This window comes from Crossiella sp. NPDC003009 (assembly GCF_053591555.1).
Map to the genome: position 1 here is coordinate 27,662 of NZ_JBSFUA010000033.1, position 19,978 is coordinate 47,639.

The window sequence follows — 19,978 nt, forward strand, 5'->3', positions numbered from 1 at the left end:
CGGGGCCGGGTTCGGTTGCCGTCGCTGGGGAAGAGCGGGGTGAAGCTGGCTTAGCTCTGAGGCTCGCTACAGCTCGCAGGCGATGCGGTCATACAGGTCGTCTCTCCTCGCGAGCGTCGGCGTCAGTGGGCCGCGGAGTCAGAGGCAGGCGAGGGCCGACCGGGGCGCGCGCGTGCGTCGCCCAGTCGTCCGCTCGGCCTTCCCACGAGACCGCGAACCAGGCGCACCGGCGGTGCGCCCGCTGACGGCAGGTCTTCGGACTCGCGGGCACGCGCCAAGCGCTGGCGCACCTACTGGCCGTCGCTTCCCGGACCGTGGCGTCCAGTGCTGTACCGGCCCTGGTGCTCGGCCGGTGACGGCGGTCGTTCCCACTCACCGCTGCGGGGCAGTCCCGGAGTCGCACCGGGTTCCCTGTTGCCTCGCCTGGCGTTTGCGTGCCCGGCGAACCATCAGCGCAACGGATACTACATGTAGGGGTAGCCCGCGCAAGCGCACCCAATATGGCCGTGTGTCGCGTGTCGGCGGGACATGACACGATGGGGGTGTACTGATCACGGTGCGTGGAGGTGCAGGGTGCGGGCATGGCGTGTGCACGAGCTGGGCGAGCCGCGGGACGTGCTCCGGCTGGACGAGGTCCCGGAGCCGGTCGCCGGGCCGGGACAGGTGCTGGTGAAGGTCCGCGCGACCGCGTTGAACTTCCCGGACGCGCTGCTGTGCCGGGGTCAGTACCAGGTCCGCCCGCCGCTGCCGTTCACTCCGGGGGTCGAGCTTTGCGGTGAGGTGGTCGCGCTCGGTGAGGGCGCCAGTGGGTTCGCGGTCGGCGACCGGGTCATCGCCACGCCCGCGCCGCCGCACGGCGGGCTGGCCGAGTACGTGGCGGTCGGCGCCACCGAGCTGCTGCCCGCACCCGAGGCGCTGGACGACGCGCAGGCCGCCGGGTTCCACATCGCCTACCAGACCGGCTGGTTCGGCCTGCACCGCAGGGCCGGGCTGGCCGAGGGCGAGACCCTGCTGGTGCACGCCGCGGCCGGCGGCGTTGGCAGTGCGGCCATCCAGCTCGGCAAGGCCGCCGGCGCCACCGTGATCGGCGTGGTCGGCGGGGCGCGCAAGGCCGAGGTGGCCAAGGAGCTGGGCGCGGACCTGGTGATCGACCGCAAGCAGGAGGACGTGATCGCCACGGTGAAGGAGTTCACCGGCGGCCGCGGCGTGGACGTGGTCTACGACCCGGTCGGCGGCGACTCCTTCCGCGCCTCCACCAAGGTGATCGCCTTCGAGGGCCGGATCGTCATCGTCGGCTTCGCCAGCGGTGAGATCCCCAGCGCCGCGATGAACCATGCCCTGGTCAAGAACTACTCGCTGCTGGGCCTGCACTGGGGCCTGTACACGCACAAGGACCCGGCCCTGGTCCGGCAGGCGCACCTGGAGCTGTCCACGCTGGCCGGGGAGGGCCTGGTCGACCCGCTGGTCAGCGAGCGGCTGCCGCTGGCCGAGGCGGCGGCAGGCGTGCAGAAGCTGGCCGAGGGCGACACCGTCGGCCGGGTCGTGGTGACCATGGACTGACGCCCGGCGTCAGCAAATCATCGGACGATTGGCGTTGATGAGCTCGAAGCGCCGGTCGAACATCGCGTTGCGCCACCCGGTGAAGAAGGCGTCCGCGGCATCGCTGAGGTGCACGCCGGCGCGCACCTGGTGGACCACGCACACCCAGTCCAGGGAGACCGACAGCACCAGCTCTCCTGGCGGCCCGCAGTCGAGCAGCACCCTGGCGGCTTGGCGGCTCTGCTCGCCCGCGAACCCGTCGTCCAGGCAGCGCACCAGATCGCCGACCGCCTGGGCGGCGGTGTCGAACATCGACCACCGGTACTTGGGCGTCGGCGGCCCGGCGTGCCACGGCGCGTAGAAGGACGCGGAGCTCCAGCCCGGCCCGGTGTGCTCGAAACGCTCGCCGGGGCTCGGGTGGCTCTCGGTGGGCAGCATGCTGTTGAAGCCGGTGATCGTCGCTGGGCTCATCCGCTCATCTCAGGGCCGGCCCGCGAAGCGGTCCACCTCGTTCCAGGGACAGGACCTGCCCTTTCACATCCGTGCACTGTGGGATTCGGCAAGGTTCTTGACTAGACATCGGATGTGTCCCTAGCTTGTGCTCACCGCCGCGCCGACTCACTGGAGAGCTGGCACATGAGAAGAAACACCGCCGTGCTGTTGCCCGTGCTGGCAGCGGCACTGGTCCTTACCCTGCCCTCAGCTGCCACCGCGGACTCCGCCGCGCCGATACGGGTGAACAGCCTTTCCGCCCTGCAGAACGCCCTGAACTCGGCCAAGCCCGGCGACCGGATCGAACTGGCCGACGGCACCTACAACGCCTCCAGCCCGATCACCATCCGCCGCTCGGGCACCTCAGCCGCGCCGATCGAGGTCACCGCCGCGAACGTCGGCAAGGCGGTCATCACCGGCTCCACCGGCTTCGCCTTCGACGGCAACATCAGCTACGTGACCCTCAACGGGTTCTCGCTGCGGCACGGCGGTTCGCTGTCGGTGCCCACCGGCGCGCACCACATCCGGTTGAGCCGCAACACGTTCCAGTTCAGCTCGGACGGGAACTGGGTCACCGTCAGCGGAAACGACGTTGAGGTGGACCGCAACACCTTCCAGAACCGCACCAGCGCCGGGGTCTTCCTGCAGGTCTCCGGGCCCAGTGACGACATCGCCAAGCGCACCAAGATCCACCACAACTACTTCTACAACCACGGCTTCACCGGGGCCAACGGCGGTGAGGCGATCCGCTTCGGCTTCAGCCACAAGCAGAGCTACAACTCCGGTGGCGTGATCGAGCACAACCTGTTCGAGAAGGCCAACGGCGACCCGGAGGCGATCTCGGTCAAGGCCTCCGAGACCACCGTGCGGCACAACACCATCCGGGACAGCAAGGGCTACATCGTGCTGCGGCACGGGCATCGCAACACGGTGGACGGCAACCTGCTGCTGGGCAACACCGGCATCCGCTTCCACGGCAACGACCACAAGATCATCAACAACTACGTGGCGGCCAGTGGCGGCCGGGCGCTGGTCTTCGGCAAGGGCTCGGAGGCCGACAGCGGGCCGGCCAGCACCGGGCACGACCGGCCGGACCGGGTGACGGTCGCCTACAACACCTTGCTGGGCACCAGTTCCGTGGTGGACAGCGACGGCGGCACCTTCCTGCCCAAGGACTGCGTGCTGGCCAACAACATCATCGTCGGCAGCTCCGGCTCGCTGGTGGCGATGCGCAGCGGCTCCACGGTGAAGTACGAGGGCAACATCGCCCACGGCGCCAGCGCGGGCATGCCCGCCGGTGGTTACCGCAACGTCGACCCGAAGCTGACCACGGACGCCAACGGGCTCAAGCGGTTGAGCTCGGGCAGCCCGGCCATCGACGCCGGCGTGGGCAGCTACTCCTTCGTCACCACCGACTTCGACCCGCACGCGCGCAGCGGCAAGCTGGACGTGGGCGCGGACGAGTTCGGCGGCTCGGTGGCCCGCAAGCCGCTGCAGAAGTCCGACGTCGGACCCTCGGCGCCGTGATCCACTTCCGGCGGGGGTAGGGCTGGCACCACCCCCGCCGGAGGGGATAGCCCGCTCGTGCGCCCGGCCGCGGGCTCGTTACGGTCTGCGCATGAGGACGCTGAAGGTGGGGGTGGTGCTGCTCGCGGGTCTGGCGGCGCTCAGCGGATGTTTCGGGTTCGCGGCCAACCGGGAGACCCAGCAGCAGGACCACGACCGGAAGGTCAGCCGGGTCGAGGTGACCCTGGACAGCGGTGACGTCGAGGTGCGCGCGGGCGCGGACAACAAGGTCGGCATCACCAGGAAGCTGGAGTGGGGCACCAGCAAGCCGGCGTACCGCGAGGAGTGGGACGGCGACACCCTGCGCGTGCACCCGCCGACCTGCTCCAACAACTGCTCGATCAGCTACGTGCTCACCGTGCCCGCCGCGGTCTCGGCGAAGCTGCGCACCGACTCCGGCTCGATCACGGTGCGCGATGTCACCGGCGAGCTGAACCTGGAGACCGACTCCGGCGACGTGCGCGCGGACAACCCGGTCGCCGCGCTGGTCGTCAAGGCCGACTCCGGCACGGTCACCGCCACCGGCGCGCGCTCACCCAAGGCCGAGCTGCGCACCGACTCCGGCGACATCAGGGTCAACTTCACCGCCGCGCCGGGCAATGTGACCGCCAATGCGGGCAGCGGCACGATCGAGATCGGCGTGCCCAAGGAACCCGCGGGGTACCAGGTCGACGCCAAGGTCCAGTCGGGCAAGCGGACCGTCTCGGTCACCGAGGAGGCGGGCAGCCCGCGTGCGATCAGCGCGCACACCGACTCCGGTGATGTGACCGTGCGCTACGCCTAGCGCGCCCGGCGGACCGGTGAGGGCCGGTCCGCCGAGCGCTGGCGCTACCAGCTGGGGCTGACCCGGACGTCCGCCGCCTTGACGAAGAACGCGCGGTGGCCGAAGAACACCTGGTAGTACCGATCCTTGCCGCGCACCACCGTGCGCGGGCCTGCCCAGTTCTGCGCGAAGTAGTAGTCGGTGGGCACGTCGTGCTCGGCGAGCACGTACTTCTCGCCCGCGCGCATCGTGTACTGCAACGGCGCGATCGGCTGGTACGGCACCCCGGTGCCCGCGTACGCGGCTTCTTCGGGATAGGCCCGGCCGAACACCGGCACCTCGGTCAGGCCAGGTCGCGGGGTGACCACGTACCCGGTGCTGTTGACCGCGGCCGGTTTCGCGCGCGGGTTGTGGAACCAGGCCTGCTGGCCCAGGTACCAGATCGCGGTCCACTCGCCGCGGCGCTCGGCCACCGCGAACCGCTGGCCGGTGTCCACCCGGCCGCCGTAGTCGCTGACGTGCCGGGTGCTGTTGCTGCCGTCCGGCCGCAGCCCGGGATCCTTGACCAGCGGGGCGTCCGCGCGCGGTTCGGTGTGCAGGAACACCGAGGTGGTGCCGCGCACCGGGCAGGGGTCGGCGGGTTTGGCGCTGTCGCAGCCGTACATCACCGGGTGGTTGGCCGCGTAGTCCGGTTTGATGGTCACGATCCCGGCCCACGGTCCGGTGCTGGCGTGGAAGGGCGCGCCGAGCAGGTCGAAGTAGTGCGCCCAGTCCCAGTAGGGGCCCGGGTCCCAGTGCATGCCGCGCACGGTGGCCGGGGTGGTGCCGGGCACGTTGTCGTGGCCCAGGATGTGCGCCCGGTCCAGTGGGATGTCGTACTTCTTGGCCAGGTAGCGGACCAGCCGGGCCGAGGAGCGGTACATCGCCTCGGTGTACCAGGTGCCCTTGGCCGCGAAGCCCTCGTGCTCCAGGCCGATGGAGTGGGTGTTGACGTACCAGTTCCCGGCCTGCCAAGCCACGTCCTCGGCCCGGACGTGTTGCGCCACATGGCCGTCGGCCGAGCGCAGGGTGTACTGCCAGCTCACGTACTTCGGGTTCTGCACCAGCTTCAGCGTGGTGTCGTAGTAGCCCTCGGTGTCGTGCACGATGATGTACTTGATCTTCAGGTCGCGTGGGCGGTCGGCCTGGTCGTGGTTGCCGTAGCTGCCCGGCTTGCTCGGGTCGTAGTGCTCGTACGGCGCGGGAACCCACTCACAGCCCAGGTTCTTCGGGCACTCGGTGGCATGCGGCTTCGGCGCACGCAGCCCCAGACCGTCCACTTGGGACACTCGTGGGCTGATGCCGGGATTGGCGGCCAGACGCACCCGGTGGCCGTCGTCGGTGACCCGCTCGGTCCCGGTGCGCAGCAGCTCGAAGACCTCGTCGGCGAACCGGCGCGCGGTCGCGGTGTCGTTCGCGCCGCTGTAGCGGGCCACCGCGCCGTACCAGTCCGCGGGTGCGCTGCCGCCGCCGAGCTCGCGCTGGTACTGCGCGAGCACGGCCGCGCCGCCGCGGATGTTGGCCACCGGGTCCGACCGCAGCGCCGAGGGCGCGATCCCGGTCAGCCGGGCGGCCAGGTCGATGGTCTGCAACCCGGCGGGGGAGACGCCTGCCGGTGCGGGCTCGGGCAGCTGGAGCGGGCGGGCGGTGTCCCCGCGCGGGTCCTCGGCGCCGTCCCCGTGGTGGGTGTCCGGGGCGACGCCCAGGCCCCGCGCATCAGTGAGGTGCAGAGGGCCGAAGCCCGCGCCGCGGCTGGGTTCGCCCGCGTTGGCGTCCCAGCGCGAGAGCAGGTAGCCGACGCCGAGCAGCACCGTCGGTGGCACGCCGAACTCGGTGGCGGCGGCCGTGAACGCGTCCTGCCGGTCCGCCGGAGCGGCGGTCGCGGACACCGGGCTGAGCAGCGCGCCGAGCACCGCGAACGCGGCCCCCAGCGCGAGATGACGCCGTACAGCGGACATGTGGACATCTTTCTCAGAGGTCCGCTTGTGTGGCAATAGTCCACAAGGAGCTAAGGCCGTAGCTGGTGGCGGTCCAGCCACTCGTCGATCGCCTTCATCGTGGCCGGCAGGTGGGTCCCCGCGTTCATCATGTGGTCCGCGCCGGGGATCTGCACGAAGCTCCCGCGCGCGCCGTACTTGCGCGCGGTCACCCGGCCGATCCTGGGCACCGTGCACCGGTCGTGCTCACCGGCGATGACCAGCACCGGGGCGTCGCTGGCCGCGTAGTCCACCTTCGCCCGCCGCTTGCGGTCCAGGAACCACAGCACCATCTGCCGGTAGACGGTGCCGGACTCCGCGCACAGGCTGGCGTAGAACGGGTCGGAGATCTCCCTGGGCGTGGCGTTGCAGATGTGGCTGTCCCAGACCTTCTTCGACACCGGGTACATCGGCTGACCGGCCAGCCACTGCGGGAGGTACCGGCCCCACAGCGCCATCGGCGCCAGGTCGAAGGTGGTGATGCCCCAGGCCGGCGCGGTGCCGAGCAGGATCTGGCCGCGGTGCGGCACCCTGGCCGCGAGCAGCTGGGCCAGCAGCGCGCCGAGGGAGTGCCCGACGATGATCGGCGGCGTCTCCATCCGCTCGACCAGCTCGGCGTAGTCGGCCACGAAGTCGAGCAGCCCGAGCTTCGTCATCCGCTGCGCGTTCGCCCACACGTCGACCTGCCGGGGACTGCCGTGGTGGCGCGCGGTGGGCCGGTGCACGCGGAAACCCCTGGCCGCCAGCTCCGTGCCGAACTCGCCCCAGTTCTCGCCGTTGCCCCAGGTGCCGTGGATGAGGATGAGGTCCTGCTTCGCCATGCGCGCACCCTTCCCCTCCGCCGCGGCCCGTTCTTGACATATCGAGACACCCGGCGACACTGGCCATCGTGGACGAGTCGGTGCGCGCAGGCGCCCTCCAGGGCTTCCACGGCCTGGTCCGCGACCTCGGCGGCGACCCGGAACCGCTGGTCAGGCAGAGCGGGCTGGACCCGGAGTCCCTGCGCGACCCCGAGGCCATGGTCTCCCTGCCCGCCGTCGCCCTGCTGCTGGAGCACGCCGCCCAGCAGCACCGGTGTCCCACCTTCGGCCTCCGGCTGGGCAGCCGCCAGGACCCCACGGTGCTGGGCCTGCTCGCCGTGGTCATCCAGGACACCGCGACCGTGGCCGAGGCGCTGCGCACGGTCTCCCGGTACCTGTTCGTGCACAGCCCGGCCTACGAGCTCGCCCTGGAAGACCCCAGTCGTCAGCTGCCCGGCTGCCTCACCCTGCGCTTCGACGTCCGCCTGGCCACCGGGGTCCCGCAGCGGCAGCTGCTGGACGGCTTCCTGGCCTCGGCCTTCCGGATGGCGCGGGCGCTGGTGCCCGCCGAGCTGCGGCCGAAGGGCGTCTCCATCCCGCACACGCCGACCGGTCGTCCCGAGGAGTACCGGGACTGCTTCGGCGCCAACGTGTTCTTCGCCCAGCCCTACGCCGGCCTGCACTTCGGCCGCGAGGTCCTGACCGCGAGCATGATCGGCAGCCAGCCGCGGCTGCGCGAGCGGGCCGCCGCCTACCTCGCCGCCCGTCAGCCCCCGGCCGAGCACGGGGTTTCCGCGCGGGTGCGGAACACCCTCAAGAGCACCATCGGCGTCAGCCGGGGCACCAAGGAGGAGATCGCCGCGCTGCTCGGCCTGCACCCGCGCACCCTGCAACGGCGGCTCACCACGGAGGGCGCCACCTTCGAGGAGATCCGCACCGAGGTCTACCGGGCGGCGACCTGGCGGCTGCTGCGCGAGACCCGGATCCCGTTGAGCCACACCGCCGCCGCGCTGGGCTTCTCCGAGCAGTCGGCGATGAGCCGGTCGGTCCGGCGGTGGTTCGGCACCACGCCCAGCCGGATCCGCGCGGAGGTCAGCGGAAACGCAGGCGCAGCAACGTTCCGCCGTCCTGGGGACGCTCGGCGCTGACCCGCGCGCCGTGCGCCCGCGCCACCTGGCCGACGATCGCCAGCCCCAGCCCCGAACCCGGCAGCGACCGGGCGGCGGGGGAGCGGTAGAAGCGCTCGAACACCCGACCCAGGTCTTCGACCGGAATCCCCGGACCGTGGTCCCGCACGCACAACTCCTTGTCCCGCAAGGAGATCCGCACCACCCCGCCGGGCGGGCTGAACTTGGCCGCGTTGTCCAGCAGGTTGCGCACCGCCCGCGCCAGGCGGCCGGGCTGGCCGGTGATCACGGTCGGGTCCAGGTCGAGCACAAACGCGGTGCGCGGCCAGTGCGTGCCCACCTCGGCGGTGACGTGCTCGACCAGCAGGTCCAGCCGCAGCTCCTCGGTGGGGTCACCGGCTTCCTCGCCGCGGGCCAGGTCGATCAGGTCGGTGACCAGGGTGGTCAGCTTGGTGGCCTGGGTGTGCAGCGCGGCGAGCACGTCACCGCGCTGGCTCTCGGTGAGCTGGTCGGCGCGGCGCAGCAGGTCGATGTTGGCGCGCAGCCCGGTCAGCGGGGTGCGCAGCTCGTGCGAGGCGTCGGCGACCAGTTGTCGTTGTGCGGCAAGGGCTGCGTCCAGTTCGACGAGCATGGTGTTGAACCCGGCGGAGAGCCTGGCCAGCTCGTCCGCGCCGTCAACCTCGATGCGCGCCTGCGGATCCCGGCTCGCCGCCACCCGCTCGGCCGCCTCGGTCAGCGTGGCCACCGGCCGCAAACCGGTGCGCGCCACCAGGTATCCGGCCGCGGCGGCCACCGCGACGCCGACCAGCCCGGCGCCGATGAGCGCCCAGCCGATCCGGGTGAGACTGTCGTCGGTGCGGTCGGAGCGGACCGCGACCTGCACCGCCAGCCCCTCGGCCAGCGGGGAGGTGAGCATCCGGACCGGGTGGCCGCCGACGGTGGCGGCGCTGAAGAAGGCGGTCCGGTGGCCAGCGGCGACCGCGCGGGTCTCCTCGGTGACCGGCAGGCCGGCGTCGTCGGTGATGCGCCCGTCCGCGGTCACCTTCTGCGCGCACGCGGGCGCGGTGATGAACTCGCAGGGGCCGGCGGGGATCCAGGCGTCGGGAGCCGCGCGTTTCAGCCGAGTCACCTCCCGCTGTAAGCCGAGGTCGGTCGATCGGTGCAGTTCACCCGCGATCAGCAGGTAGGCGGCCACCGCCATTGCCGTGGACGTCAGCGCGACCGCCACCGCGCCGGTGACTGCGATTCTGACGCGCAACGGCCATCGGCGCCTCATGGATCACCCAGACGATAACCAAGACCCCGCACGGTGTGCAGCAACGGCGGCTCGCCGGGGGTCTCCAGCTTGCCGCGCAAGTACCGGATGTACACCGCCAGCGAGTTCGCCGTGGACAGTCCGGGCCCCCACACCCGGTCGATGATCGACTCCCGGGGCAGCGCCCGGCCCGCGTTGCGCGCCAGCACCTCCAGCAGGGCGAACTCGGTGCGGCTCAACTCGATCCGCCGGTCGCCGCGCCGCACCAGCCTGGCCTCGGTGTCCACGGTGAGGTCCCCGTGCCGCAGGATCGCCGGGTCCTCCGGGTAGGCCCGCCGCAGCAGCGCGCGCACCCTGGCCAGCAGCTCGGCCAGGTCGAAGGGCTTGACCAGGTAGTCATCGGCCCCGGCGTCCAGCCCGGCGATCCGGTCGCCGACCGCGTCCCGCGCGGTCAGCACCAGGACCGGGGTCCGGTCACCGCCCGCCCGCAACCGGCGGCACACGGTGAGGCCGTCGGTGAAGGGCATCAGCAGGTCCAGCACCACCGCGTCCGGCCGCCAATCCGCGATCTCCGCCAGAGCCAGCCCGCCGTCGGTCACCGAGCGCACCTCGTGGCCCTCGGCGCTCAGCGCCAGCTCGACCGCCGTGCGCACGACGTCGTCGTCCTCAGCCACCAGTACCCGCATCGCTCTCGATGGTAGCCAAGGGATTCTCACCCGACTCTCATCTGCACCCGACATGGTGACCGAGTGCGAAGATCACGTGAACGAATGGTGTCCGGCGGACTCACCCTCGCCCTGCTGCTCGCGGCGCTGCCCGCGCACGCGGAACCGGTGAACCTGCTGCGGTTCTCGCTGGCAGGCGGGGCTGTGCGGGTGGATCCGTCCACAATGGAGATCACCGGCGCGGCGCTGGTGTCACGAGGTGTTGACGGGTTGGGCCGGGTGGAGGGCTTGCGGCGCAACGGGGACGGCGTGAGCTGGCAGTACCCCGAGCGCGGCTACCGGGTCCGGGCCGGGGTGCGGGACGGCCGGTTGCGGGTGACCGTCCACGGTGGATCGGGCAGTCTGCGCTGGCCGGTCACCGGCGCCGACCCGGCGAGCAGCCGACTGGTGCTGCCGCGAGGCGAGGGCCTGTCCGTGCCGGTGCGGGACACCTGGTGGGCCGGCCGGCTGGGCAAGGTGGCGCTGACCGACGGGATGACGCTGCCGTTCTGGGGCCAGCAGCTGGCCGGGCGCGGGGTGAGCTACCTGGTGTCCACCGACATCGGCACCGAACTAGAAGTGTCCACTGTGGACAATCGGTTGCACGCGACCGCCGAACACCGTTTCGACGAGCGGACTCCGGAGTTCACCGTGGACATCGGACTCACCGACGGCTCACCGGTGGCCGCCGCGGCGGACTACCGCCGGTTCCTGGCCGCCAAGGGCATGCTGGGCAGCCTGACGGAGAAGATCAAGGCCAACCCGGCGGCCGGCAAACTGCTCGGCGCGCTGCACGCCTACGGCTGGGGCCAGGCCAGGGAGGTCGAGGGCGTGCGCAGGCTCCAGGAACTGGGCCTGGACCGGCTGTGGCTGGGCTACGACGGCGAACCGATGAGCAAGGAGGCGATCACCGCGGCCCGGCAGGCGGGCTTCCTGGCTGGGCCCTACGACTCCTGGGACAACGCCCAGGACCCGGCCACCGCGGACAACCCGGGCTCGGTCTGGCCGGGCAACCTGTGGCCGGAGGGCTGCGTGCGCAAGGCCGACGGCAGCCCGCGGACCGGCTTCGGCGGCCGCGGCTGCTACCTCAGCACGGCCGCGCTGAGCAGCGACGTCTACCGGGACCGGGTGCGGAAGTGGACCGCCAACGGCGCTGAGACCTACTTCCTGGACGTGGACGCCGCGGGCCAGCTCTTCGACGACCACTCACCGGCCCATCCGATGACCCAGGAACAGGACCGCCGTAACCGCCTGGCGCGGATGGCCTACCTCTCCGGCGAGCGAGGCCTGGTGCTCGGTTCGGAGACCGCGGCGGGCTGGGCGAACCGGGTGCTGGCCTTCAACCACGGCTCGCTCACCCCGGTCGCCGACGCGCTCTGGGCCGAGCAGAAGGGTTGGGGCCCTTGGTATCCGGAGCGCGCCCCGGCGTTCTTCTTCAAGCCGGTGGAGCTCTCCGCCGAGCTGACCCGGTTCATGTTCGACCCGGCGGTGCGGGTCCCGCTGTACCAGACCGTGCTGCACGACTCGCTGATCGCCACCGACCGCTGGGAGCTGCCACTGTCCAAGCTGCCCGCGCTGGCCAAGGACCGCATCCTGCTCGCGATGCTGTACAACACCCCGCCGAACCTGGTGCTGGACAAGGGCGAGCTGGACCGGCACGGCGAGCGGATCGCCGAGCTGCACCGGGCGTTCTCACCGCTGCACAAGCTCGCCGGCGCGGCGGCGATGACCGGGTTCAGGAGGGTGAACGGCGATCCGCTGGTGCAGGAGACCGAGTTCGGCGACGGCCTGCTGCGGGTGCGGGCGGACTTCCGTTCCGGCTGCGTGCGGACCAACGTGTCAGCCGAGTACTGCCCTGGCTCATGGTGACCGGAGCGAGCTGCCGCGCACGATGACCTCGGCGTCCAGGGTCACCGTGCTCGGTAGTCGGGCCGGGTTGGCGATCCGGGCCAGCAGCAGCTGGGTGGCTTGCACGCCGATCTGGTAGGCGGGCTGGGTGACCACGCTCAGCTGCGGTTCCAGCAGCGTGGTCCACGGCGCGTCGTCGAAGGACACCAGCCCCAGGTCCGACCCGGCCCGAAGCCCCAGTTCGCGCATCGCGGCCAGCACGCCAACCGCCATCGCGCTGTTGCCCACCAGCAGCGCGTCCGGCCGGTCCGGCCCGCCGAGCAGCTCGGTCGCGGCGACCTGCGCGCCCGCGGCCCGGTACTCGGCCCGGCGCAGCAGCTCGGGACGCCCGGTTCCGGCGAGTGCGTCCCGATAGCCCGCGGCGCGGTCGTCGGCGGTGGGCACCCCGGCCGGGCCGGTCAGGCAGGCCACCCGCCGGTACCCTTGCTCGATGAGGTGCTCGGTGGCCTGCCTGGCGCCCTGCCTGCTGTGCACCAGCACCATGTCGCAGGGCCGGTCCGGCACCCTGCGGTCCACCGCGACCACCGGCGTGCCGCTGTCGAAGAGCGGGTCGAGGCCGCCGGGCAGGCCCGAGGGCGAGACGATCACGCCCGCGGCCCGCTCGCTCAGCGCCACCTCGACGTAGCGCCGCTCCTTGTCCGCGTTCTCATCGGAGTTGCACAGGACCACCTGGTAACCACCGGCCTGCGCGGTGTCCTCGACCCCGCGGGCGATGGCGGTGAAGAACGGGTTCTCCACGTCTGAGATGATCAAGGCGAGCACCGCGGTCTCCTGGCGGCGCAGGTTGCGGGCCAGCCCGTTCGGCCGGTACCCGAGCTCCTTCGCCGCCGCCCTGACCCGGCTCACCAGCTCCGGGTCCACGGTGGACTTGCCGTTCAACGCCCGCGAGACCGTCGCGGTGGACACCCCTGCCCGTGCGGCTACATCACTGATCGTCGCCAACTTGTCTGACCCCTTGCTGCGCGCTGTCCCCGCGGACACCCTATTGACCCTGCCGCAAATTAAGAAAGAATCTTGGCGAAATCGTTTGCCTGCACGTTGCGCTTTTCGCCCGGCCGGGCATTGATCCACTCGGTTGACGACACCAGCTCAGGCGTGGCGAATGATGCGCATGTCTGCAACCGTGGCCGGGGACAGCGAGAGGAGAGCACCGTGGCTCAGGAGGTCCGTGGCGTCATCGCCAGGAGCAAGAACGCGCCCGTCGAGCTGGTGACGATCGTGGTACCGGACCCCGGGCCCGGCGAGGCGGTGGTGAAGGTGCAGGCCTGCGGGGTCTGCCACACCGACCTGCACTACCGCCAGGGCGGTATCAACGACGAGTTCCCGTTCCTGCTCGGCCACGAGGCCGCCGGCGTGGTGGAGGCGGTCGGCGAGGGCGTCACCGAGGTCGAGCCCGGTGACTTCGTGGTGCTGAACTGGCGCGCGGTCTGCGGCCAGTGCCGCGCCTGTCGCCGGGGCAGGCCCTGGTACTGCTTCAACACGCACAACGCGGCCCAGCCGATGACGCTGACCGACGGCACCCCGCTGACCCCGGCGCTGGGCATCGGCGCGTTCGCGGACAAGACGCTGGTCGCCGCGGGGCAGTGCACCAAGGTCGACCCGGAAGCGCGGGCGGCCGCGGTCGGGCTGCTCGGCTGCGGGGTGATGGCCGGGATCGGCGCGGCGATCAACACCGGCGGGGTCGGGCGCGGCGACTCGGTGGCGGTGATCGGCTGCGGCGGGGTCGGCGACGGCGCGATCGCCGGATCGGCGCTGTCCGGGGCGCACACCATCATCGCGGTGGACGTGGACCCCGGGAAGCTGGAGGTGGCCAAGGGCTTCGGCGCCACGCACGTGGTCAACGCGCGGGAGACCGACCCGGTCAAGGCGATCCAGGACCTCACCGGCGGCAACGGCGCGGATGTGGTGATCGACGCGGTCGGCCGCCCGGAGACCTGGAAGCAGGCCTTCTACGCCCGCGACCTGGCAGGCACCGTGGTGCTGGTCGGCGTGCCCACCCCGGAGATGACCATCGAGATGCCGCTGATCGACTTCTTCTCCCGCGGCGGCGCGCTCAAGTCGTCTTGGTACGGCGACTGCCTGCCCAGCCGGGACTTCCCGATGCTGGTCGAGCTGTACCGGCAGGGCCGCCTGGACCTGGACGCCTTCGTCTCCGAGGAGATCCCGCTGGACGGGGTGGAGGGCGCGTTCGAGAAGATGCACACCGGCGGCGTGCTGCGCTCGGTGGTGGTCTTCTGATGGGCGTCCGGATCGACCACGCGGTCACCTCCGGCACCTTCAGCCTGGACGGGCAGACCTTCGACGTGGACAACAACGTCTGGGTGCTCGGCGATGAGGCGGAGTGCGTGGTCTTCGACGCCCCGCACGACGTCGAGGCGATCCGGCGGGTCATCGGTGACCGGCGGGTGGCCGCGATCCTGGCCACGCACGCCCACGACGACCACATCCGCTTCGCCCCCGCGCTCGCCGAGGCCACCGGCGCGCCGATCCTGCTGCACCCCGACGACCTGCCGGTGTGGCAGCTGACCCACCCGGACCGGGAGCCGGACGACCTGCTGCGGGACGGTCAGGTGATCGAGGTGGCCGGCACCGCGGTGCACGTGCTGCACACCCCCGGCCACGCGCCGGGCGCCTGCTGCTTCCACGTGCCCGAGCTGGATGTGGTGTTCACCGGCGACACCCTGTTCCAGGGCGGTCCCGGCGCGACCGGGCGTTCGTTCAGCAGCTTCGACACCATCATCGGCTCGATCAGGGACCGGCTGCTGACCCTGCCGCTGGACACCACCGTGCACACCGGGCACGGCGGCAGCACCACGATCAGGGCCGAGGCGCCGAACCTGCAGGAGTGGATCACCCGAGGGCACTGACAAGTCCGGCGAGGACTCCGTCTCGCGGCGCGGAGCCCTCGCCGGATCCGGTCAGCGGGTGACGTTCAAGGTGAACTCGCCGCTGCCGGTCCTGTCACCGCCGGTCGCGGTGATGCTGATCTTGTAGCTGCCCGGCGCGGTGTTGAAGCCGACCCAGATGAACGCGGTCGAGGTGCCGCCGTCGGAGACCTGCGCGGGGGAGAAGTGCACGCTGGTGCCCGAGGGCGCGCCACTGGCGGACAGCGTCGCGCTGCCGCCGGTCACGCTGATCCTGGTCTGCAGGAAGCCACCCGGCCGCGCGCTGCCCGAGGCGGGGGACAGCGAGACGGCGAGCGGGGAGCCGCCCGGCTTGCCCACGGTCAGCGACACGGTCGCGGTGCGGGTGGCCGACTTGGACTTGCCGGAGACCGTGACCTGGTAGCTGCCCTGCGGCGTGCCGGTGGTGGTCGCGATGGTCAGCTTGGCGCTCTCGCCCGCGGTCACCGAGGCGGGGGAGAAGGACGCGGTCGCACCCGAAGGAAGGCCGCTGGCGGTCAGCTCCACCGGCTCGGCCTGGCCCTTGACCACCTTGGTCGCCACCGTCGCCTCGGCCGAACCGCCCGGCTCGGCCACGGTCACCGAGGCCGGGTCCACGGCCACGGAGAAGTCGTTGGTGACCGGGGTGCCGCCGATGAAACCGCTGTACAGCAACCGGTTCGGCGAGCCCTGCTTGATGTCGCCGAGCTTGTCCGGGGTGGAGTTGTTCACCAGCGCGTCGCGCACCTGCTGGTTGGTCGCCGAGGGGTTCTCGTTGAGGTACAGCGCGGCCACACCGGCCACGTGCGGGGCGGCCATCGAGGTGCCGCTCATCGACTTGGTGCCGGTGTCGCTGGTGTGCCCCGCCGAGACGGTGTCCGTGCCCGGCGCCCAGATGTCCAGGCAGGAGCCCCAGTTGGAGGAGGCGTTGAACTGCGGCCAGTCCGCCCGCTTGTCACTGGACATGGTCGCGCCCACGGTCACCGCCTCGGCCACCCGCGCCGGGGTGAACCCGCAGGCGTCCTGACCGGAGTTGCCCGCGGCCAGCACGAAGGTCACGCCGGAGCTGATGGCCTTGCGCACGGCGTCTTCCAGGGCCTGGTTGGACCCGTTGCCGCCCAGGCTCATGTTGGCCACCGCGGGCTTCTTCGCGTTCTTGGCCACCCAGTCGATGCCGGCGATGATCTGCGACCACTGCCCGGTGGCCTGGCAGTTCAGCACCCGCACGCCGACCAGGTCGACCTTCTTGGCCAAGCCGTACCGGCTGCCGCCGACCGTGCCCGCCACGTGCGTGCCGTGCCCGTGGCAGTCCGCGGCGTCGGCGTCGTTGTCGATGAAGTCGTAGCCGCTCTTGGCCCGGCCGCCGAACTCCTGGTGCGAGTTGCGGATACCGGTGTCCAGCACGTACGCGGTGACCGCGCTGCCGTCGTTGGCGTAGCTGTACTTCTTGTCCAGCGGCAGGTCCCGCTGGTCGGTGCGGTCCAGGCCCCATTCCGGGTCGTTCTGGGTGTCGGTGGCCCGCGCGAACCCGTCCTGGGTCACGTAGTCCACCCTGGGGTCCGCGGCCAGCCGCCTGGCCTGGTTCTCGGTCATGCTCGCGGCGAAGCCGTGCAGGGCAGCGCCGTAGCTGGCGGTGACCCGCCCGCCGTACTGGCCGGTCAGCGCGTCAGCCGCGGCCGGACCGTCCTTGAGCACCACGATGTAGCTGCCCGCCACCGCGTCCGGCGTGGCGCGGATCGTGCCTTCGGCCGGTGCTGCCGCGGCAGGCGCGGCGGCCGCACCCAGCGCGAGTAACGCGCCGAGCGCGGTCAGGACCGCCGCCCGATTTCCTTGTCGCATCGTGACTCCTTCGCAGGGGGTGTTGCGGAAGTCACCATCAGCCAGCGGTGTGAGCCGGACAATCAGGGCGGGGATCCGTAGGGGTACCTATCTATTGCGCCCGACCGGCCCTGATCGGGTGATCATCGGCCAGCGGGGCCCGGCCTGCTCGGTTACCGTGCGGGCTCACCGAGGCGGTGGAGGTGGGCGGTGCAGCTGCTGCTGGTGGTCGTCGGCGCGATCGGGATCACCGCGCTGGCCAGTCGCAAGGGCCTGCAACCCGCGCTGGTCGTGGTGGTGATCGCCGCCGCGGTCTCCTTCATCCCCGGCCTGCCGCGCTTCGAGCTGGCGCCGGAGCTGATCCTGACTGTGGTGCTGCCGCCGCTGCTGTACTCCGCGGCGCTGGACTTCTCCTTCGTCAGCCTGGCCCGCAACCTGCGCGCGATCCTGTCCCTCGGCGTGGGCATGGTGCTGGTCTCCGCCGCGGTCACCGGCCTGGTCGCGGCCTGGGCGGTGCCCGGCCTGGCGGTGCTGCCGGCGTTGCTGCTGGGCGCGGTGGTGGCCCCGCCGGATGCGGTGGCCGCGCTGGCGGTGGGCCGGAAACTGGGGCTGCCCAAGCGGTTGATGGCCATCCTGACCGGGGAGAGCCTGGTCAACGACGCGGCCGCGCTGACCCTGTTCACCCTCGCGGTGGCCGCGGCCACCGGCAAGGACACCCTGTTCGGCAACCCGTTCCTGCTCTTCGGCTACGGCGTGCTGGCCGGTGTCCTCATTGGACTGGCGCTGGCCTTGGTGGTGCACGGGATCCGGTCCCGGCTGCGGGACAGCGGGCTGGAGACCGCGCTCGGGCTGATCGTGCCCTTCGCCGCCTACCTGCTGGCCGAGGAAGTGCACGCCTCCGGGGTGCTAGCGGTGGTCGCGGCCGGGATCACCCTGGGGCACAACGACGCTCGCGCCTCCTTCGCCACCCGGTTGCAGGGCAGGCAGGTCTGGCACAGCCTGGACGTGCTGCTGGAGGCGTTTGTCTTCGCCTACATGGGATTGCAGTGCAAGTTCGTCTTCGCCGGGCTCGCCGCGACCGGGATCTCCTGGCCCGCCTTCGTCCTCGGTGCGGCGGCGGTGCTCGGCACGGTGCTGCTGGTGCGCCCGGCCTGGGTCTTCCTCAGCTACGGCCGTGGCCTGCTCCGCGGCCGGCTGACCGGAGGCCTGCCGCGCCGGAGTCGCCGCCTGGTCCGGGAACAGCTGCCGTGGCAGTACCTGGCGGTGATCTCCTGGACCGGCATGCGCGGTGTGGTCACCATGGCCGCCGCGGCCGGGGTGCCGGCCACCGTGCCTGGCCGGGACCTGATCCAGGCGCTGGCGTTTGTGGTCGCGGTCGGCACCCTGCTGATCCAGGGCCCCACGCTGCCGCCGCTGATCCGCTGGCTGCGCCTGGAAGCCCCGGAGGAGCAGCGGCGCGCGGAACTGGGTGCGGCCAAGGCCAGGGAGGTGACCAGGGCCGCGGCCAAACAGGCGCTGAGCACTCCGCCGGAGGGCGCTGACCCCGAGGCGTTCGGGCGGTTGCGGGAGCGGTTCACCACCGCGCTGGCGGCCAGCAAGGAGTCCGACGAGACCCGGATGTCCCCGGCCGAACGCGGCCTGCTGCTCACTGTGCGGCAGCAGCTGCTGGCCGCGCAGCGGACCGCGCTGGTGCGGGCGCGCAAGGCGGGGGAGCTGCCCGATGACATCGTGCGCGGCGAGCTGGAACGCCTTGACCTGGAAGAGGCCGCGGCGCAGGCGGCCCGCTAGCCGCGGATCAGCCCGGACCGCCCGGACACCCCGAGCTTGCGGTAGACCTGGGACAGGTGCAGCTCCACGGTGCGCACCACCACGCCGAGCCGGGCCGCGATCTCCTTGTTGCTCAGCCCGGCCCGCACCAGCGCGGCGATCCGGCCCTCCTGGCTGGTCAACCGGGGCGGCGCGGCGCGCGCGGCCCAGCGGGTGTTGCCGAGCATCGCCGCCGCCTCCCGCGCGGCGGCGAAGGCTTCCTCCGCGGCCAGCTGCTGCCCGCGCGCGGCCAGCAGCAGCCCGAGGTCGTGCCGCACCTGCACAAGATCGGCGCCGTGCACCAGGGCCGCGGCCTCGGTGAGCTGCGCGGCGGAGTCCCAGCCCGCCGCGTGCAGCGCCCGCCCGATCGGCCGTGGCGCGCCCCAGCGGCGGGCCGCCACCAGCTCGGCCCTGGCCAGCGAGGTGGCCAGCGGGCCGCGTTGCAGCGCGTGCGCGCACAGCGCGGCCTGGGACCGCCAGGGCAGCACCGCCGGATTGGCCACCGCCCAGCCGTCCAGCTCCCGGCCACAGGCCAGGAAGTCCTGATAGCCCAACAGGAACTGGCCCTCCGCCCGGTGCAGCGCGCCCCTGGCGGCGAGCAGCTCGGCGCGGTCGGGCGCGGTGTCCAGCGCGCCGTCCAGGTCGTGCTCGCGGAAGAGGTCGCGGGCCCGGTCCAGTTCGCCGAGGTCGACCAGCGCGGCGGCCAGCCAGGCCACGCTCAGCCCGGCGAACTGCGGGTAGACCCCGCGCGCCAGCAAGGACTCCAGCTCGTCGGCCGCCTGCCGCGGTTGCCCGGCCCAGGTGGCCAGCCGGGCCCGCAACAGGGTCAGCGCGTCCCGCTGCCGCGCCGACCGCGCCCAGCCCTCGGTGGCCGTGGCCCGCGAGCAGTGCGCCCGCGCGGCCGTCAGCTCACCGGCATAGGCCAGCGCCATCACCGAGTACCAGAAGCTGCCCGCCTCGGTCCACGCCGCCGAGTCCAGCACCCGCTGGGCCAGCTCGACGCTGCCCGCCCGGTCCACGCCGCGGTTGGTCAGCAGGATGGCCCGCATGGCCAGATCGCGTTCCGGCGGCAGCGGATCCGGCCGGCCCGGACAGCGCGCCGCGTCCGGCCGGGGCCCACCGGCCACATAGGACAGTCCGGCCAGTGCGGGCCCGGTGGTCGAGGGCACGCCGACGGCCCGGCCGAGGACCTCGGCCACCACGCGGTCCGCCTCGGCCCACCGGCCGCCCTCCACCAGGCGCAGCCGGAGCGCTCGCGCGGACTCGACCCATTCCTCCAGCATGGTCCGATGATCCTCACACG

Annotated in this window: 16 protein-coding genes and 1 riboswitch; of the genes, 8 read left to right on the forward strand and 8 right to left on the reverse strand. The window is 72.1% G+C overall.

All coding sequences use genetic code 11. The annotated features are described in order from the left end of the window. Nucleotides 1-229 precede the first annotated feature (229 nt). Nucleotides 230-466: riboswitch (cobalamin riboswitch) on the reverse strand. A gap of 107 nt (nt 467-573) precedes the next feature. After that, nucleotides 574-1,560: an NADPH:quinone oxidoreductase family protein gene (locus tag ACWDY5_RS28355; protein ID WP_449725207.1), complete on the forward strand. Its 987-nt coding sequence runs from the start codon at nt 574-576 to the stop codon at nt 1,558-1,560. 9 nt (nt 1,561-1,569) lie between these two features. Here ACWDY5_RS28355 and ACWDY5_RS28360 read toward each other — a convergent pair whose 3' ends face one another. Then, nucleotides 1,570-2,010, reverse strand: coding sequence for a hypothetical protein (locus tag ACWDY5_RS28360; protein ID WP_449725208.1), 441 nt, complete (start codon nt 2,008-2,010; stop codon nt 1,570-1,572). A gap of 165 nt (nt 2,011-2,175) precedes the next feature. Here ACWDY5_RS28360 and ACWDY5_RS28365 point away from each other — a divergent pair, with 165 nt between their 5' ends. Together ACWDY5_RS28365 and ACWDY5_RS28370 are read left to right on the forward strand one after the other, a co-directional pair. Then, nucleotides 2,176-3,558 (forward strand): polysaccharide lyase 6 family protein, encoded by a 1,383-nt coding sequence (locus ACWDY5_RS28365; RefSeq protein WP_449725209.1) that lies wholly within the window; start codon nt 2,176-2,178, stop codon nt 3,556-3,558. 91 nt (nt 3,559-3,649) lie between these two features. Beyond that, nucleotides 3,650-4,381 carry a DUF4097 family beta strand repeat-containing protein gene (locus tag ACWDY5_RS28370; RefSeq protein ID WP_449725210.1) on the forward strand — a complete coding sequence of 244 codons (732 nt, stop codon included), beginning with the start codon at nt 3,650-3,652 and terminating at the stop codon, nt 4,379-4,381. 44 nt (nt 4,382-4,425) lie between these two features. Here the strand turns inward: ACWDY5_RS28370 and ACWDY5_RS28375 are convergent, their stop codons facing one another. Then, nucleotides 4,426-6,357 carry an N-acetylmuramoyl-L-alanine amidase gene (locus ACWDY5_RS28375; protein ID WP_449725211.1) on the reverse strand — a complete coding sequence of 644 codons (1,932 nt, stop codon included), beginning with the start codon at nt 6,355-6,357 and terminating at the stop codon, nt 4,426-4,428. Nucleotides 6,358-6,407: 50 nt separating this feature from the next. Beyond that, entirely contained in the window at nt 6,408-7,196 is a 789-nt protein-coding gene (locus tag ACWDY5_RS28380) for an alpha/beta hydrolase (RefSeq protein WP_449725212.1), read from the reverse strand. Between the two features lie 68 nt (nt 7,197-7,264). On the opposite strand from ACWDY5_RS28380, the gene ACWDY5_RS28385 reads away from it, so the two are divergent. Beyond that, nucleotides 7,265-8,323 (forward strand): AraC family transcriptional regulator, encoded by a 1,059-nt coding sequence (locus tag ACWDY5_RS28385; protein WP_449725213.1) that lies wholly within the window; start codon nt 7,265-7,267, stop codon nt 8,321-8,323. Here ACWDY5_RS28385 and ACWDY5_RS28390 read toward each other — a convergent pair. Together ACWDY5_RS28390 and ACWDY5_RS28395 are read right to left on the reverse strand one after the other, a co-directional pair. After that, on the reverse strand, nt 8,268-9,560 hold the full coding sequence (locus tag ACWDY5_RS28390; RefSeq protein WP_449725214.1) for a HAMP domain-containing sensor histidine kinase: 1,293 nt from the start codon (nt 9,558-9,560) through the stop codon (nt 8,268-8,270). The two genes, ACWDY5_RS28385 and ACWDY5_RS28390, sit on opposite strands and share 56 nt — an antisense overlap. A 14-nt stretch (nt 9,561-9,574) precedes the next feature. After that, nucleotides 9,575-10,243: a response regulator transcription factor gene (locus ACWDY5_RS28395; protein ID WP_449725215.1), complete on the reverse strand. Its 669-nt coding sequence runs from the start codon at nt 10,241-10,243 to the stop codon at nt 9,575-9,577. 63 nt (nt 10,244-10,306) lie between these two features. Between ACWDY5_RS28395 and ACWDY5_RS28400 the strand changes: the two genes are divergently transcribed. After that, on the forward strand, nt 10,307-12,130 hold the full coding sequence (locus tag ACWDY5_RS28400) for a glycoside hydrolase (RefSeq protein ID WP_449725216.1): 1,824 nt from the start codon (nt 10,307-10,309) through the stop codon (nt 12,128-12,130). On the opposite strand, the gene ACWDY5_RS28405 is transcribed toward ACWDY5_RS28400, so the two are convergent. Beyond that, complete coding sequence (locus ACWDY5_RS28405) at nt 12,122-13,111, reverse strand: LacI family DNA-binding transcriptional regulator (protein ID WP_449725217.1); 990 nt, start codon at nt 13,109-13,111, stop codon at nt 12,122-12,124. The two genes, ACWDY5_RS28400 and ACWDY5_RS28405, sit on opposite strands and share 9 nt — an antisense overlap. A 210-nt stretch (nt 13,112-13,321) precedes the next feature. Between ACWDY5_RS28405 and ACWDY5_RS28410 the strand changes: the two genes are divergently transcribed. Both ACWDY5_RS28410 and ACWDY5_RS28415 read left to right on the forward strand, forming a co-directional pair. Next, complete coding sequence (locus tag ACWDY5_RS28410; protein ID WP_449725218.1) at nt 13,322-14,407, forward strand: S-(hydroxymethyl)mycothiol dehydrogenase; 1,086 nt, start codon at nt 13,322-13,324, stop codon at nt 14,405-14,407. Further along, nucleotides 14,407-15,036, forward strand: a complete 630-nt coding sequence (locus ACWDY5_RS28415) for an MBL fold metallo-hydrolase (protein WP_449725219.1) — start codon at nt 14,407-14,409, stop codon at nt 15,034-15,036. Before ACWDY5_RS28410 ends, ACWDY5_RS28415 begins: the two co-directional genes overlap by 1 nt. 51 nt (nt 15,037-15,087) lie before the next feature. Here the strand turns inward: ACWDY5_RS28415 and ACWDY5_RS28420 are convergent, their stop codons facing one another. Beyond that, the gene (locus ACWDY5_RS28420) at nt 15,088-16,890 is read right to left on the reverse strand and encodes a S8 family serine peptidase (RefSeq protein ID WP_449725220.1); all 1,803 of its coding nucleotides are present in this window, start codon (nt 16,888-16,890) and stop codon (nt 15,088-15,090) included. Between the two features lie 189 nt (nt 16,891-17,079). Here ACWDY5_RS28420 and ACWDY5_RS28425 point away from each other — a divergent pair, with 189 nt between their 5' ends. Further along, on the forward strand, nt 17,080-18,657 hold the full coding sequence (locus ACWDY5_RS28425) for a cation:proton antiporter (protein ID WP_449725221.1): 1,578 nt from the start codon (nt 17,080-17,082) through the stop codon (nt 18,655-18,657). Here the strand turns inward: ACWDY5_RS28425 and ACWDY5_RS28430 are convergent. Continuing rightward, complete coding sequence (locus ACWDY5_RS28430; RefSeq protein ID WP_449725222.1) at nt 18,654-19,958, reverse strand: LuxR C-terminal-related transcriptional regulator; 1,305 nt, start codon at nt 19,956-19,958, stop codon at nt 18,654-18,656. The two genes, ACWDY5_RS28425 and ACWDY5_RS28430, sit on opposite strands and share 4 nt — an antisense overlap. Nucleotides 19,959-19,978: the final 20 nt, after the last annotated feature.

Coding starts and splice junctions, on each gene's coding strand:
- ACWDY5_RS28360 (WP_449725208.1), bottom strand. CDS start 2,010: ATGAGCCCAGCGACGATCACCGGCTTCAACAGCATGCTGCCCACCGAG.
- ACWDY5_RS28365 (WP_449725209.1), top strand. CDS start 2,176: ATGAGAAGAAACACCGCCGTGCTGTTGCCCGTGCTGGCAGCGGCACTG.
- ACWDY5_RS28370 (WP_449725210.1), top strand. CDS start 3,650: ATGAGGACGCTGAAGGTGGGGGTGGTGCTGCTCGCGGGTCTGGCGGCG.
- ACWDY5_RS28375 (WP_449725211.1), bottom strand. CDS start 6,357: ATGTCCGCTGTACGGCGTCATCTCGCGCTGGGGGCCGCGTTCGCGGTG.
- ACWDY5_RS28380 (WP_449725212.1), bottom strand. CDS start 7,196: ATGGCGAAGCAGGACCTCATCCTCATCCACGGCACCTGGGGCAACGGC.
- ACWDY5_RS28395 (WP_449725215.1), bottom strand. CDS start 10,243: ATGCGGGTACTGGTGGCTGAGGACGACGACGTCGTGCGCACGGCGGTC.
- ACWDY5_RS28415 (WP_449725219.1), top strand. CDS start 14,407: ATGGGCGTCCGGATCGACCACGCGGTCACCTCCGGCACCTTCAGCCTG.
- ACWDY5_RS28420 (WP_449725220.1), bottom strand. CDS start 16,890: ATGCGACAAGGAAATCGGGCGGCGGTCCTGACCGCGCTCGGCGCGTTA.
- ACWDY5_RS28430 (WP_449725222.1), bottom strand. CDS start 19,958: ATGCTGGAGGAATGGGTCGAGTCCGCGCGAGCGCTCCGGCTGCGCCTG.